Origin of the sequence: Thalassospira sp. MIT1004 (assembly GCF_001858545.1) — a bacterium.
Lineage (GTDB): Bacteria > Pseudomonadota > Alphaproteobacteria > Rhodospirillales > Thalassospiraceae > Thalassospira > Thalassospira xiamenensis.
The window spans coordinates 279,381-293,577 of sequence record NZ_MCAO01000011.1 but is presented as its reverse complement, the minus strand read 5'-3'; the positions used below and the strand labels follow the sequence as shown (position 1 = coordinate 293,577).

11 protein-coding genes and 2 riboswitches are annotated in these 14,197 nt (G+C 56.2%); of the genes, 7 read left to right on the top strand and 4 right to left on the bottom strand.

Annotated features, from left to right (window positions below; all coding sequences use genetic code 11):
- Positions 1 to 11: 11 nt before the first annotated feature.
- Positions 12 to 2,069: a protein meaA gene (locus tag BC440_RS06140; RefSeq protein WP_083195721.1), complete on the top strand. Its 2,058-nt coding sequence runs from the start codon at positions 12 to 14 to the stop codon at positions 2,067 to 2,069.
- A gap of 25 nt (positions 2,070 to 2,094) precedes the next feature.
- Here BC440_RS06140 and BC440_RS06135 read toward each other — a convergent pair whose 3' ends face one another.
- From BC440_RS06135 to ispH, 4 genes are all read right to left on the bottom strand, one after another.
- Positions 2,095 to 4,494: an EAL domain-containing protein gene (locus tag BC440_RS06135; RefSeq protein ID WP_223304874.1), complete on the bottom strand. Its 2,400-nt coding sequence runs from the start codon at positions 4,492 to 4,494 to the stop codon at positions 2,095 to 2,097.
- 245 nt (positions 4,495 to 4,739) lie between these two features.
- Positions 4,740 to 5,183, bottom strand: coding sequence for a ribonuclease HI (rnhA, locus tag BC440_RS06130; protein WP_007092363.1), 444 nt, complete (start codon positions 5,181 to 5,183; stop codon positions 4,740 to 4,742).
- A 6-nt stretch (positions 5,184 to 5,189) separates the two neighbouring features.
- Complete coding sequence (locus tag BC440_RS06125) at positions 5,190 to 6,164, bottom strand: homoserine kinase (RefSeq protein ID WP_065701836.1); 975 nt, start codon at positions 6,162 to 6,164, stop codon at positions 5,190 to 5,192.
- Positions 6,165 to 6,196: 32 nt separating this feature from the next.
- Positions 6,197 to 7,144, bottom strand: a complete 948-nt coding sequence (gene ispH / locus BC440_RS06120; RefSeq protein WP_007092365.1) for a 4-hydroxy-3-methylbut-2-enyl diphosphate reductase — start codon at positions 7,142 to 7,144, stop codon at positions 6,197 to 6,199.
- A 230-nt stretch (positions 7,145 to 7,374) separates the two neighbouring features.
- Between ispH and BC440_RS06115 the strand changes: the two genes are divergently transcribed.
- The 6 genes from BC440_RS06115 to BC440_RS06090 all read left to right on the top strand — a co-directional run bounded on the left by BC440_RS06115 (position 7,375) and on the right by BC440_RS06090 (position 14,024).
- Positions 7,375 to 7,965 carry a hypothetical protein gene (locus BC440_RS06115; RefSeq protein ID WP_247643533.1) on the top strand — a complete coding sequence of 197 codons (591 nt, stop codon included), beginning with the start codon at positions 7,375 to 7,377 and terminating at the stop codon, positions 7,963 to 7,965.
- A 236-nt stretch (positions 7,966 to 8,201) separates the two neighbouring features.
- Positions 8,202 to 8,325, top strand: a riboswitch (glycine riboswitch).
- A 3-nt stretch (positions 8,326 to 8,328) separates the two neighbouring features.
- Positions 8,329 to 8,431, top strand: a riboswitch (glycine riboswitch).
- 57 nt (positions 8,432 to 8,488) lie between these two features.
- Entirely contained in the window at positions 8,489 to 9,601 is a 1,113-nt protein-coding gene (gcvT, locus tag BC440_RS06110) for a glycine cleavage system aminomethyltransferase GcvT (RefSeq protein ID WP_065701834.1), read from the top strand.
- Positions 9,602 to 9,692: 91 nt separating this feature from the next.
- Positions 9,693 to 10,064: a glycine cleavage system protein GcvH gene (gene gcvH / locus BC440_RS06105; RefSeq protein WP_007092285.1), complete on the top strand. Its 372-nt coding sequence runs from the start codon at positions 9,693 to 9,695 to the stop codon at positions 10,062 to 10,064.
- Between the two features lie 3 nt (positions 10,065 to 10,067).
- Positions 10,068 to 11,423 carry an aminomethyl-transferring glycine dehydrogenase subunit GcvPA gene (gcvPA, locus tag BC440_RS06100; RefSeq protein WP_065701833.1) on the top strand — a complete coding sequence of 452 codons (1,356 nt, stop codon included), beginning with the start codon at positions 10,068 to 10,070 and terminating at the stop codon, positions 11,421 to 11,423.
- On the top strand, positions 11,420 to 12,916 hold the full coding sequence (gene gcvPB, locus BC440_RS06095; RefSeq protein WP_062961255.1) for an aminomethyl-transferring glycine dehydrogenase subunit GcvPB: 1,497 nt from the start codon (positions 11,420 to 11,422) through the stop codon (positions 12,914 to 12,916). Before gcvPA ends, gcvPB begins: the two co-directional genes overlap by 4 nt.
- 202 nt (positions 12,917 to 13,118) lie before the next feature.
- Complete coding sequence (locus BC440_RS06090) at positions 13,119 to 14,024, top strand: protein phosphatase CheZ (protein ID WP_065701832.1); 906 nt, start codon at positions 13,119 to 13,121, stop codon at positions 14,022 to 14,024.
- Positions 14,025 to 14,197: the final 173 nt, after the last annotated feature.

Here is a 14,197-nt window from a genome sequence, read left to right as displayed (position 1 = left end):
GCGAGGTCGCCATGTCGATGGAAAATCAACGCAGTGCAGCAAAGCCGGAACGCGACCGCCCGTGGTTGATCCGTACCTATGCCGGGCATAGTTCGGCCAGCGCATCGAACGCGCTGTATCGCCAGAATCTGGCGAAGGGGCAGACGGGGCTGTCGGTCGCGTTCGATCTGCCGACCCAGACCGGTTACGATTCGGACCATGTTCTGGCGCGCGGCGAGGTCGGCAAGGTCGGCGTGCCTGTATCGCATCTGGGCGACATGATGACCCTGTTTGAGGCTATTCCGCTTGATCAGATGAACACATCGATGACGATCAACGCACCGGCGGCATGGCTTTTATCGCTTTATATTGCCGTTGCCGAAAAACAGGGAACGCCGCGCGACAGCCTGCAGGGCACGACCCAGAACGACATCATCAAGGAATATCTGTCTCGCGGGACCTATATCTTTCCGCCGGCACCCAGTCTGAAACTGATTACCGATGTTGCGGCCTTCACCTATCGCGAGGTGCCGAAATGGAACCCGATGAACGTGTGCTCGTACCATTTGCAGGAAGCAGGGGCGACGGCTGAACAGGAACTGGCCTATGCGCTGGCAACTGCCATTGCCGTCCTTGATGCGGTCAAGGCATCCGGTCAGGTGCCCGAAGAAGATTTCGCCAAAGTTGTCGGGCGCATTTCATTTTTTGTGAATGCCGGTATCCGGTTTGTGACCGAGATTTGCAAGATGCGGGCATTTTGCGAATTGTGGGATGAAATCACGCGGGATCGTTATGGCATTGCCGATGAAAAATATCGCCGGTTCCGCTATGGCGTGCAGGTCAATTCGCTTGGCCTGACCGAACAGCAACCCGAAAACAATGTGTATCGCATCCTGATCGAAATGCTGTCGGTGGTGCTGTCAAAGAATGCGCGCGCGCGTGCCGTGCAGCTTCCGGCGTGGAACGAGGCCCTTGGTTTGCCGCGCCCATGGGATCAGCAATGGTCGCTGCGCCTGCAACAGATCATGGCCTATGAAACCGACCTTCTGGAATATGACGACCTGTTTGACGGCAATCCGGCGATTGAACGCAAGGTCGGATTGCTTAAGGACGGTGCACGCGAAGAACTGGCGAAAATCGATGCCATGGGCGGGGCGATTGCCGCAGTCGATCTTGGTTACATGAAACAGGAACTGGTGCGGTCCAATGCGCGCCGTCTGGCCGATATCGAAACCGGGTTGACCAAGGTGATCGGTGTGAATGCCTATACCGAAACCGAAGCATCACCCCTGACATCGGGGGAAAAATCGATCCTGACGGTCGATGACATGGCCGAACAGGAACAGATTGAAAAGCTGAAAGAATGGCGGGCCGGTCGCGACCCGTCCGCGGTTGCCAGAAGCCTTGCCGATCTTGAAGCCGCCGCCCGCGAAGACCGCAACATCATGGAAAGTTCGATTGCGTGTGCCCATGCCGGGGTTACGACCGGGGAATGGTCGGAAACGCTGCGTCAGGTATTTGGCGAATACCGTGCGCCGACCGGCATCACATCGATGATCGTGACCGGGGATGCAGATGACATCAAAAACCTGCGCAGTCGCGTGGACGAGGTTTCCGAAAAACTTGGCGAACGCATGAAAATGCTGGTCGGCAAGCCGGGGCTGGACGGCCATTCCAACGGGGCGGAACAGATCGCGGTCAAGGCGGGCGATGCCGGGATCGACGTGCTTTATGACGGCATTCGCTGGACGCCTGATGAACTGGTGCGCAATGCCATCGACGAAGGCGCGCATGTGATCGGGCTTTCGATCCTGTCAGGGTCGCATGTGCCACTGGTGCGCGAAGTGGTCAATGGACTGCGTGCGCAAGGGGCGGGGCATATTCCGGTTGTTGTTGGCGGCATCATCCCGGATGCCGATATGCTTGTTCTGCGTCAGATGGGCGTATCGGCGGTTTATACGCCCAAGGATTACCAACTGGTCCGGGTGATTTCCGAAATTGTCGATCTTGTGGATCGCAAGTCAACCGAACATCCGGCACCGCGTAACATCGAAGGCAAGCCGGAAGGGGCCGGAACGGCGATTTATTGATTGCTGCGGTTTTGCGGATTTGCCGTCAGCTCTTGACGGCAACCCGTGCCGGTTGACCGCCCTGGCGTTCAAGAACCCAGCTTTCAAAGGTTGCGGCGGGCAACGGTTTGGCAAACAGGAAGCCCTGAATGAAGTCGCATCCCTTGTCGCGCAGATATTCGTGCTGTTCGACTTCTTCGACACCTTCGGCGACGACTTCAAGATTAAGGCTGTGGCCCAGGCCGATCACCGCATCGACAATCGCCTTGTCATCCATATCGACATGGATGTCGTTGACAAACGACCGGTCGATCTTGATCGACGAAACCGGGAAACGTTTCAGATAGTTCAGCGATGAGTAACCGGTGCCGAAATCGTCAATCGCGATCCGCACGCCAAGGGCCTTAAGCTCGTTCAGTGTTGAAACGGCCTTTTCCGGGTTGTTCATCAGGATCGATTCGGTGATTTCCAGTTCCAGCGTGCCATCGGGCAGGCGGGTCTGATCCATGATTTTGGTAACAGAACGGACCAGTTCGGCATCCTGGAACTGTGCCGGTGACAGGTTCACCGCGATCCGAAGGCCCGGCAACGTGGTTTCCCGCCAGATTTGCGTCTGTTGGCAGGCCTTGTTCATAACCCATGCGCCCAGCCGGTTGATCAGGCCGCATTCCTCGGCCACCGAAATGAATTCGCCCGGCAGGATCAGGCCACGATCCGGGTGGTGCCAGCGCACCAGTGCCTCCGCCCCGACAACCCGCTCGGTGCGGCAGTCGATTTTCGGCTGATAGTAAAGTTCAAGCTGATCATATTCGAGCGCGTTGCGCAGATCTTCTTCGATGGTTTTGCGTTCCTTGACCCTCTCGTGCATCGACGGCAGGAAGAACCGGTAATTGTTGCGCCCTTCGGCCTTGGCAGCATACATCGCCATATCGGCGTTTTTGACCAGTTGTTCGGGATTTTCGCCGTCTTCTGGGAACAGCGTGATGCCGACACTGGCGGTTGAATGCAGGCGGATGCCGCGGCAATCGAACGGTTGGCAAAGTTCATCAATGATGCGCTGGGCAAGGGCAATGGTGTCTTCGATATTCTGGACATCGGTCTGGATGATGGCGAATTCATCGCCGCCAAGGCGGGCGGCGGTATCGGAATCACGGATGATCCGCGACAGGCGCTGCCCCATTTCTTGGATCATCAGATCGCCGACATCATGGCCAAAGTGATCGTTGATGTCCTTGAACCGGTCCAGATCGACAAACAGCACCGTGACCCCGCGCTGGAACCTGCGGGCGGATAGCAATGCCTGACGCAGACGGTCAAGGAACAGGGTGCGGTTCGGCAGGCTGGTCAGGACGTCATGCACGGCGAGATGGCGCATGCGGGCTTCGGTCTGTTTGCGTTCGGTAATGTCGGTATAGGTCGCAACGTAACCGCCGCCGGGCATCGGGTTGTGGTCCACCTGAACGACCCGGCCATTCGGGCGGGTGCGTTCCATGCGGTACGGTTCGCGACGGCGCGCAATCGCCACCCGGTCGGAAATCAGGGCCTGAATGCTGACATCGCCATATTCGCCGCGTTCGGCGTTGTAACGCAGTATATCGGAAAGTGGCGTTCCTTCCTTGACCAGATCGCGCGGCAGGTTCAGCAATTCGATATAGCGTTCGTTCCAGACCATCAGGTTCAGGTCCTGATCGAACAGGCATATGCCTTGGCCGATATTGTGAAGGGTTGCTTCCAGAAGGGCCTGTTTGCGCTGGGCTTCTTCCTGTGCCTGCCCTTGCAGGGTCACCATTTCATTATATTCGCGGATCAGAAGACCCAGTTCATCCGAACTGTTCCATTCCACCGGACGGCGCAGGCGGCCATGCTTGGTCATGCGGATGGAATGCAAAAGCCGGTTCAGCGGTTCCTTGATCGACCGTTTGTTGGCGATCAGAAGGCTGGCGGCGACAACCGCAATCAGCAGACCGAACAGGATCATGTCGATCACCATCCGGCGGAACAGCAAATCCTGAACGCGGGCTTCTGTGAAGTAAATCACAAGTTCGCCGACGTCATGACGCACATTATTGCGTTCAAAGAACACGCGCCGTGACAGACGCAGGGTGTCGTTCAGTTCGGATTGTGACACGCCGGTATGGGCAAATTCGGTGCCGTCAGCGCCCAGTGCCAGCACGGCGACAATATCGCGATCCCGGCTCATGGCATTCAGGGCGGATTCGATATTGTCGACATCCAGATACCAGAACGGTGTCGCCAGAACGCGGGCATTGATGTCGGCGGTCTGTTCGATTTTTTCAGTCAGGTCGTCACGCAGAACCGTGTAACTGACGTATCCGAAGACAACGAACAGCGCGAGGGAGAACAAGGAAACCAGCGGCAGCGCGATAAAAAGCAATCGGCTGCTAAGCGACTTCCGTTGTAAAAAGCCGTACGATCCGCGCGACAAGCGTATTTCTCCTCGGCACCCACTATCGACTAGTTAATGGCAACCATACCCGACCTTAGGACGGGGTCCAACATCCCTGACACTGACGTTACTCAATCTGGAAGTCAGCCCAAAAGCAAGTTTGATTTCATTTTTTTCATATAGCGTTCACAAAAAGCAATCCGATCCATCTATTTTGGATCGAAGTGCAGCAGCTTCAAGCACTTGTATGCCAGTTTATTTCGGATTTCTTATTTAGGGCGGATTTATTTCGGCACGGCCTGACGGGCGAGTTCATCGCATCGTTCGTTTTCCGGGTGTCCGGCGTGTCCTTTGACCCAGTGCCATTCAACTTTATGCGTTTTAAGAGCTTCCAGAAGCCTTTGCCAAAGCTCGACATTCTTGACGGGCTTTTTATCCGCCGTTTTCCAGCCGCGTTTCTGCCAGCCGAAAATCCATTTGGTAATTCCGTCGCGGACATAGCTGCTGTCGGTGTAGATATCGACCACACAGGGGCGTTTCAACGCTTCAAGCGCACTGATGGCGGCCATCATTTCCATGCGGTTGTTGGTGGTTTCCGGATCGCCGCCCGACATTTCCTTTTCCACGCCATTAAATCGCAGGATCGCGCCCCAGCCACCGGGGCCGGGGTTGCCGCTGCACGCGCCGTCGGTATAAATCTCGACGCGTTTATTGTCCGTTCCGGTCATGTAATTCTATTCCTCGCCCAGGCCATAGGCGCTGGCACTGTCGATCCGCTGATGAAAGCGCAGTTTATTGATGTATTCGCGTGGGTTTTTCGGTGTGACCAGCGCATCCTTGGGCGTGTTGATCCAGTCATAAAGACGGGTCAGCAGGAACCGCAATGACGCCCCGCGCGCAAGGATCGGAAGGGCGGCCATTTCGTCATCGGACAATGTGCGCACCTTGCCATAGCTTGACAGAAGGTTGCGCGCCTTGGTGACGTTGAAACTGTTATCAGGTTCGAAACACCACGCATTCATGCAGATCGCAATGTCATAGGCCAGAAGGTCATTGCACGCGAAATAGAAATCGATCAGGCCCGATACGTCATCCTTGCCCGGGAAGAAAAACACATTATCGGGGAAAAGGTCGGCATGGATCACGCCCGCAGGCAACTGATGGGGCCAGTTGGCTTCAAGAAAGGCCAGTTCATCCTCGATCAGTTTTTCAAGGCCGGGCTGAACGCCGTTAGCATCGGTACGGCAGCTTTCAAACAGCGGGCGCCAGCCCGTAACACTTAGCGCATTGCCAAGATACATGTCGAAATCCTGACCGGCGGTGTGCAAGTGTGCCAGTGCCGCACCAAGCCCGGTGCAGTGATGGGGCATGATCCGGCGCGGCGACATGCCGTTCAGGAAGGATGTGATGGCGGCCGGACGTCCGCACAAACGGCGTAACGCGACCCCGTCCTTGCCGTGGATCGGTGTCGGGCAATTCAGCCCCTTGGCCGACAGATGATCCATCAGGCCCAGATAGAACGGCAGGTCATCCGGGTTCACACGCTTTTCATACAGGGTCAGGATGAAGGATGCCTGATCGGTCTGAAGCAGGAAGTTGGTATTTTCGACACCCTCGGCGATTCCCTTGAACGAAATCACGGTGCCGATATCGTATTCGGCAACAAAACGGGCGATATCTTCGTCAGAAACGTCGGTATAGACGGCCATGGGATATCCGGATTTCCTGCATCAGGGCGGGGTTAGCTGGCAAGCTGGCGGGGCAGCTTGAAGGTGACGTTTTCATTGGTCAAAGTCAGGGTTTCGACCGTGACGTTATAACGTTCCCGGCAGGCATCGATGACTTCCTCGACCAGAATTTCCGGGGCGGATGCGCCCGCAGTAATGCCAAGCGTCGAAATACCGTCAAGCTTGGACCAGTCGATATCCTTGGCGCGTTCGACCAGAACCGAACGGTCACATCCTTCGCGTTTCGCGACTTCGACCAGACGGTTCGAGTTTGACGAGTTTGGCGCGCCCAGAACCAGAATGGCATCGGCATCGGTTGCGATCAGCTTGACCGCGTGTTGGCGGTTGGTGGTCGCATAGCAGATGTCTTCTTTCTTCGGGACCTCGATCGCCGGAAAACGGCGTTGCAGGATCGAGATGATCTTGGCCGTATCGTCCAGCGACAGGGTGGTCTGGGTCACAAACGCCAGGTTTTCGGGGTTTTCGACCTGAAGGTTTTCGGCGTCTTCTTCGGTCTCGATCAGGGTCATGCTGCCCGGTGGCAACTGCCCCATGGTGCCGATGACTTCGGGATGACCGGCATGGCCGATCAGAAGGATATGTTTGCCATCTGCATGGTGGCGTTCCGCACCACGATGGACCTTGGACACCAGCGGGCAGGTCGCATCAAGATATTCAAGCTGGCGGCTTTCGGCAGCTTCGGGGACCGATTTCGGTACACCGTGCGCGGAAAAGATTACTGGCACGCCATCCGGGACGCTATCGAGTTCATCGACAAAAACAGCCCCCATGTCGCGCAGGCGGTCGACCACGAATTTATTGTGGACGATTTCGTGGCGGACATAGACCGGCGCGCCATACTTCACCAGCGCCTTTTCGACGATCTCGATCGCACGATCCACCCCGGCACAGAAACCGCGCGGGTTGGCAAGGATGATCCGAAGGTCGGCTTTGTCAGACATGATACGGGTCCGAATGTTCATGATGTGCGCCATGCGATGGCACGGTTATTCAAATGTCTTCGTTACATAACCTGCCAGCACCGTGCACGCAATGACAGACACCGTGTAAAGATGCATGTTCAGCTATGTCCGGCCATGTATTTAGGCCCCATGCCGCGATTTGAAACGGAAGCGGGTTGTGTCGCCATATCGGAGCGAATAGACTGCGCGCGGTTGTGCCCGGACCGGGCATGACAGCGAATTTGACCAGTTCTATAGAGGCTTGGATGACGATTGCGAACGGACTGCGGCGTGTTTGTGCATTGGGTTTGGTGTCGTTTGCCGGTTTTCTGGCGGCGTGCAGCAGCAACCCGTTCGAAGAGCAGCCGGTTCCGGCATGTCCGCGGGCCTTCCTGCCCAATGATACCGCCCGATTGGTGCAGTTCAGCGGTCAGGGCAAGGACCTGACCGATGTGATCCTTGAAGCCGAATTTGGCGGTTATCTGGGCGATTGCGGCTATGACCTTGATGACAAGATCCTGAACGTCGTGATCAGCCCGGTGATCAATGCCGAACTGGGCCCGGCCGCACAGGGGCGCAACGCAAAACTCCAGTATTTCGTAGCACTTAAGGACCCGTCTGGCGAGTTTATCCAGAAGAATCTGTTCGATGTTCAGATGGCGTTTCCGAGCAATTTGAACCTGGCGCGCTATCGCGACGAGCAGGTGACTTTGAACGTGCCGCTGGATGATGTCTGGGCCGGTCCGGACTATGAAATTTACCTTGGTTTCCAGCTAAGCGCCGATCAGCTTGATTACAATCGACGCTTCGGAAAAAATTAATAATCCGGCCTATTATTCATTTTTGGTGAATAATCAAATCCCGCCCGCCTCGCGTGGCGGGATTTTCGTTTTTGAACAAAAGTTCGTTTTCGGTAATCCTCATACAAAATAATGGGCATTTGCCGGAGGGGCAAAAAAAGGGCTTTTAATCCTCATACCAATGGATGGGGTGGAGAGGATATGATTTTTGGGGCTGGTCTGGTCGGATTCAAATCCGTATAAGGGGGCATACCCAAATGATCCCCGTGGGAGAGTGCCACGGTCTTGATCGATGTGCGTGATTACATCGATAGGGATTGCGCGGACGCCGAAGGAGCAACCACCCCGGAAACTCTCAGGCAAACGGACCGCGGGGAGATGGGACTCTGGAAAGCAGGCGGCATCGAACATGGATGTGCGTCTCGCCGAAGATGTAAGCAGACCGGTATTCAAACCGGCTGTGATTCTTTCAGGCTCCAAGACAGAGGGGGACGTGGTTGGCCACTGGTCGGCTATGTTTCGCAACGACTGTCTGGAGACCTTGATGGCCGATCATCAAACCGAACTGCTGAAAACCGCCCTTTATGATTTGCATGTGGAACTGGGTGCCAAGATGGTGCCGTTCGCCGGTTATGACATGCCGGTGCAATATCCGTTGGGGGTGAAGGGCGAACATCTGCATACCCGCGCGAAGGCCGGTCTGTTTGATGTTTCGCATATGGGGCAGGTCCGCCTGACCGGCGAAAATCGCGTGGCCGAGCTTGAAAAGCTGGTGCCCGGTGATATCGCGATCCTCAAACCCGGCCGCACCCGTTATTCCGCCTTTACCAATGACGATGGCACGATTTTGGATGATCTGATGATCACCAATGCGGGCGACAGCCTGTTTCTGGTGATCAATGCCGCGTGCAAGGATGATGACATTGTCCATATGCGGGCCAATCTGGATAACGGTGTCGAGCTGATCGAGATTGATGACCGCGCGTTGATGGCCTTGCAGGGCCCGGACGCCGCCCGCGTGCTGGCGCGGTTTGCACCCTCGGTTGCCGATATGAAATTCATGAGCTTTGCCGAGATCGATATTGCCGGTATCGCGTGCTTTGTTACCCGGTCGGGCTATACCGGCGAAGACGGGTATGAGATTTCCGTGCCGAACGAGCGCGCCGAAGAGCTGGCGCGCAAGTTGTTGGCCGAGGAAGAGGTCGAGGCGATTGGCCTTGGCGCGCGTGATTCGCTGCGTCTTGAAGCTGGTCTTTGCCTGTATGGCAACGATATCGATACCACGACCACCCCGGTCGAAGGCGACCTTAACTGGATCATCAACAAGCGTCGTCGCGAAGAAGGCGGGTTCAAGGGGGCGGATGTCATCCTTGATCAGCTTGCCAATGGCGCGGATCGCAAACGTGTCGGGATCAAACCCGAAGGCAAGGCCCCGGCGCGTGAACATACGCCGGTCTTGAACAGTGACGGCGAAGAAATTGGCGAAATCACCAGCGGTGGTTTCGGCCCGACCGTGGATGGCCCGATTGCGATGGGATATGTCGCAATTGAATTTGCCGCCCCGGGTACCAAAGTCGATCTGATGGTGCGCGGCAAGGCACGCCCGGCGGAAATCGTCGAACTGCCGTTTGCGGCACATCGTTACTATCGCGGCTGATCATCAGAAAAAAAAGAGTTCGGGCAGCGTTTGCGGCCCGCAAAAGATACCGAGATTTTAGAGACAACTGATCTTACAGGGACGAATTACCATGGCTAAAAAATTCTCGCAGGAACATGAATGGGTTGAATATGAAGACGGTGTCGCGACCGTTGGCATTACCGATTACGCCCAGCAGTCGCTTGGCGATATCGTTTATGTCGAGCTGCCGGAAGTTGGCAAAAAGCTGACCAAGGATGGCGATGCGGCGGTTGTCGAATCGGTCAAGGCCGCCAGCGACGTTTATGCGCCGCTTGATGGTGTCGTTGTCGAAGCCAACGAAGAACTTGATGACAATCCGGCACTGGTGAACGAAGCCCCGGAAAGCGATGGCTGGTTCTTCCGCATGGAACTTTCCGATGAGTCCCAGCTTGATGAGCTGATGGACGAAGCTGCGTATAAAGACTTTGTCGAAGGCCTTTAAGATATGCGTTATCTTCCGCTAACCAAGGCGGATCGCGCCTCGATGCTTGAAACCATCGGGGCAAAGTCCGTTGATGAATTATATAGCGACGTGCCCGAAGGCGCGCTGCTGTCCGAGCCGGTCGATCTGCCCCATCATCTGGGCGAATTGCAGGTCGAACGCGACATGGCGAAAATGGCCGCCAAAAACATGGGCACGGCCAGCGTGCCGAGCTTCCTGGGTGCGGGGGCGTATCGCCACCATGTTCCGGCCACGGTCGATTACATCATCCAGCGTGGTGAATTCCTGACGGCCTATACCCCCTATCAGCCGGAAATCGCGCAGGGTACGTTGCAGTATCTGTTCGAATTCCAGACCCAGGTGGCATCGATCACCGGCATGGATGTGGCCAACGCATCGATGTGGGACGGGGCAACGTCGTGCGCGGAAGCCGTTCTGATGGCGTGCCGCGCAACACGGCGCAAGAAAGCGGTTCTGTCGGGGGGTCTGCATCCGCATTACCGTGAAGTCACGGAAACCTATTGCCAGTATAGCGATACCGAAGTTGCCGGTCGCGACGGGCACCCGGAAAAGCAGGCAACCGCCGACGAGCTTGACGATCTGATTGATGATCAGACCGCCTGCGTCGTGGTCCAGTATCCAGACGTTTTCGGCCGTATTCAGGACCACACGAAGCTTGCGGATGCGTGCCATGCCAAGGGTGCGCTTCTGATCGTGGTCTTTACCGAGGCGATGGCGTTTGGCGCGGTCAAATCGCCGGGCAGCTTTGGCGCGGACATCGTCTGCGGCGAAGGCCAGTCGATTGGTAACAACCTGAACTATGGCGGGCCATATGTTGGTCTGTTTGCCACGACCAGCAAACTGGTACGCCAGATGCCCGGTCGCCTGTGTGGTGAAACGGTTGATCAGGACGGCAAGCGCGGTTTTGTTCTGACGCTTTCGACCCGTGAACAACATATCCGCCGCGAAAAGGCGACATCGAACATCTGCACCAATTCCGGTCTGTGTTCGTTGGCCTTTACGGTGCATATGAGCCTTCTGGGGGAAGACGGGTATCGTGGTGTGGCAACGCTTAACCATGAAACCGCCTGCAAGACCGCCGATGCGATTGATGCGGTACCGGGTGCGGAAGTTGTCAATGACAGCTTCTTTAACGAGTTCACCGTCAAGCTTGCCAAACCGGCAGCCGAGGTGGTCGAGGCACTGGTTGCCAAGGGTATCCTTGGTGGCGTTCCGTTGTCGCGCCTGTATCCGAACCGTGACGATCTGGACCATTACATGCTGGTGGCGGCGACCGAAACCAACACCGACGAAGACATCGCGGACCTTGCGTCTGCATTGAAGGAGGTGCTGGCATGAGCTTTACCACCCATACCGGTAACCGCGGCCTCGTTCTTGAGGAGAAGCTGATTTTCGAACAGGGCGAACCGGGTCGTACCGGTGTTGACCTTCCGAAGCCAGCGGGCATCAAATCACGCCTTGGCGGCCTTGATCGCGATAGCGATGTTGGTTTGCCGGGCCTGTCCGAGCCGCAGGTGGTGCGTCATTTCACGCGCCTGTCGCAAAAAAACTTTGGCATTGATTCCGGCTTCTTCCCGCTGGGTTCGTGCACGATGAAACACAACCCGCGCCTGAACGAAAAGGTTGCGCGTATGCCCGGTCTTGCCGACCTGCATCCGATGCAGCCCGAAAGCACGGTGCAGGGGGCGCTTGAACTGATTGACAGTTGCGCGCACTGGTTGCTGGTTCTGACCGGGATGCCCGCCGTTTCCATGTCGCCCGCAGCGGGTGCGCAGGGTGAACTTTGCGGCATGATGGCGATCCGTGCGGCCCTTGATGCGCGCGGTGAAAACCGTCGTCGTGTTCTGGTGCCGGAATCAGCCCACGGGACCAACCCGGCAACGGCCGCGGCATGTGGTTTCACGGTTGATTCGATCCCGGCCACCGAAGATGGCCGTGTGGACCTTGCCGCGTTCGAAGCCAAGCTTGGCGACGATGTGGCGGGTATCATGCTGACCAACCCGAATACCTGCGGGCTGTTTGAGCGCGACGTTCGCAAGATTGCCGATCTGGTCCATGCGGCCGGTGGGTATTTCTATTGCGACGGGGCGAACTTCAACGCGATTGTCGGACGGGTGCGCCCGGCCGATCTTGGCATTGATGCGATGCATATCAACCTGCACAAGACCTTTTCGACCCCGCATGGCGGCGGTGGACCGGGTTCGGGTCCGGTTGTGTTTTCCGACGCACTGGCCCCGTTTGCACCGATCCCCTATGTCGTGCGCAAGGGCGAGAAATTCCATCTGGTGGAAACCGCCGAAGAACAGGATGGCAAAAAGCCGTTCGGTCGTCTGAAAGGCTTCCACGGTCAGATGGGCATGTTCATTCGGGCGCTGTCTTATATGAAAAGCCATGGCGCGGATGGATTGCGTCAGGCATCGGGCGATGCGGTGCTGAATGCCAACTATCTTCTGGCGCGTCTGAAAGACAAGCTGAGCGTGGCATTCCCCGGCTATTGCATGCACGAAGCGCTGTTTGACGATGATTTCCTGAAAGATACCGGTGTTTCGACGCTGGATCTGGCGAAGGCGATCATAGACGAGGGCTTCCACCCGATGACCATGTATTTCCCGCTGGTGGTGCATGGCGCGCTTTTGATCGAGCCGACGGAAACCGAAACCAAGGAATCGATTGATCAGTTCTGCGATGCGGTGCTGGCATTGGTGGCCAAGGCAGAATCGGGCGATGCGGAATTCTTTAAAAATGCGCCGTATCTGACACCGCGTCGTCGTCTTGACGAAACGGCAGCGGCAAGAAAGCCGGTTCTGCGCTGGATGCCTGAAACTGCTTGATTTGCAACGCAACATAACCTTTTTGCGCACCCCGGTCATCTGGCCGGGGTGTTCTTTTTCAAAGGCTTGTTCTTGAAACCCATTGGACTTGTAGCAATCTGGACCCTTATACTCGTTTTAATGTGATCATCTGACCACGGGGGTGGGTGATCGGGGGAACAGGGATCGGGTCAAGCCCGTTGCCGGAGGATTGAAGTCAGCCATGACACGTCGCGTGCAGAAGGTTTTCACCGCAGAACGCCGTTTAAAAGAACGTTCGGGTGGTGTGGTGGAAGATTGGTCGGATTCCTTTTTCGATCCGACGCTTGAAACCGGTATGGGTGCAGGTGCGCCATTGCCAGCGCCGAAACCGGCTGCGACCGTTGAGGCATCCGGGATCAATCAGGCTGTACTTGATGAAATTCGTGCCCTGAGGTCGGAAGTCGCCCAACTGCGCGATGCGGTGCGTGCCGGTGGCAGTATTGATGCCGCCCATATCGCACCGGCATCGGATGGTGATGCGATGGATGTATTGCCCGATCCGGTCAGCAGCAATTTTACCCATAGCAATCGTCCGGGTGCGTCGGAACCGGACAAAGACGACCTTGAACTGATCCGCAAGCAGATCGAGGAAATGAACGAACATATTCACAGGGCGAAGATGCAGATCGCGTCGCTGCGTCATCCGAAGGCCGAGGATGACCGCCTTGTCAGTGCGACCACCGAACTTGATGCGATCATCAAGGATACGGAAATGGCAACGCATACGATCCTTGAATCCGCCGAACAGATCGACGATCTGGCGATGACGCTTAAAAATTCGGCACCATCCGACTTTGTGGCCGAACATGTCGAACAGATCGCGTTTCTGGTCACCAAGGTTTTCGAGTCCTGTAACTTCCAGGACATCACCGGCCAGCGCATCAACAAGGTGGTTCGGACCCTTGAATTCGTTGAAGAACGGGTTCACAACATGATCCTGATCTGGGGCGAGGATGCCTTTAGCGATCTGCCGGTTCCCGAAAATGATGACGGGACGCCGAAGAACGAGGATGACGATCTTCTGAATGGTCCGCAGTTGGAAGGCGAGGGGATCAGTCAGGACGACATCGACAAATTGTTCGACTGAGTATTTCCAAATCGGGGTGATGATCTTATATTCAGGGTTGAAACCCTGAAGAAGTCTTGTTCGGAAACAAGATTTTACGAATTTCCGACTTCTCATCGGTCAACCAAAAGTTTACGGTTTTCCGATATAGTCGAATTCACAAAAAACAAAAGCAGCGTTGGGATGCGTGTGAC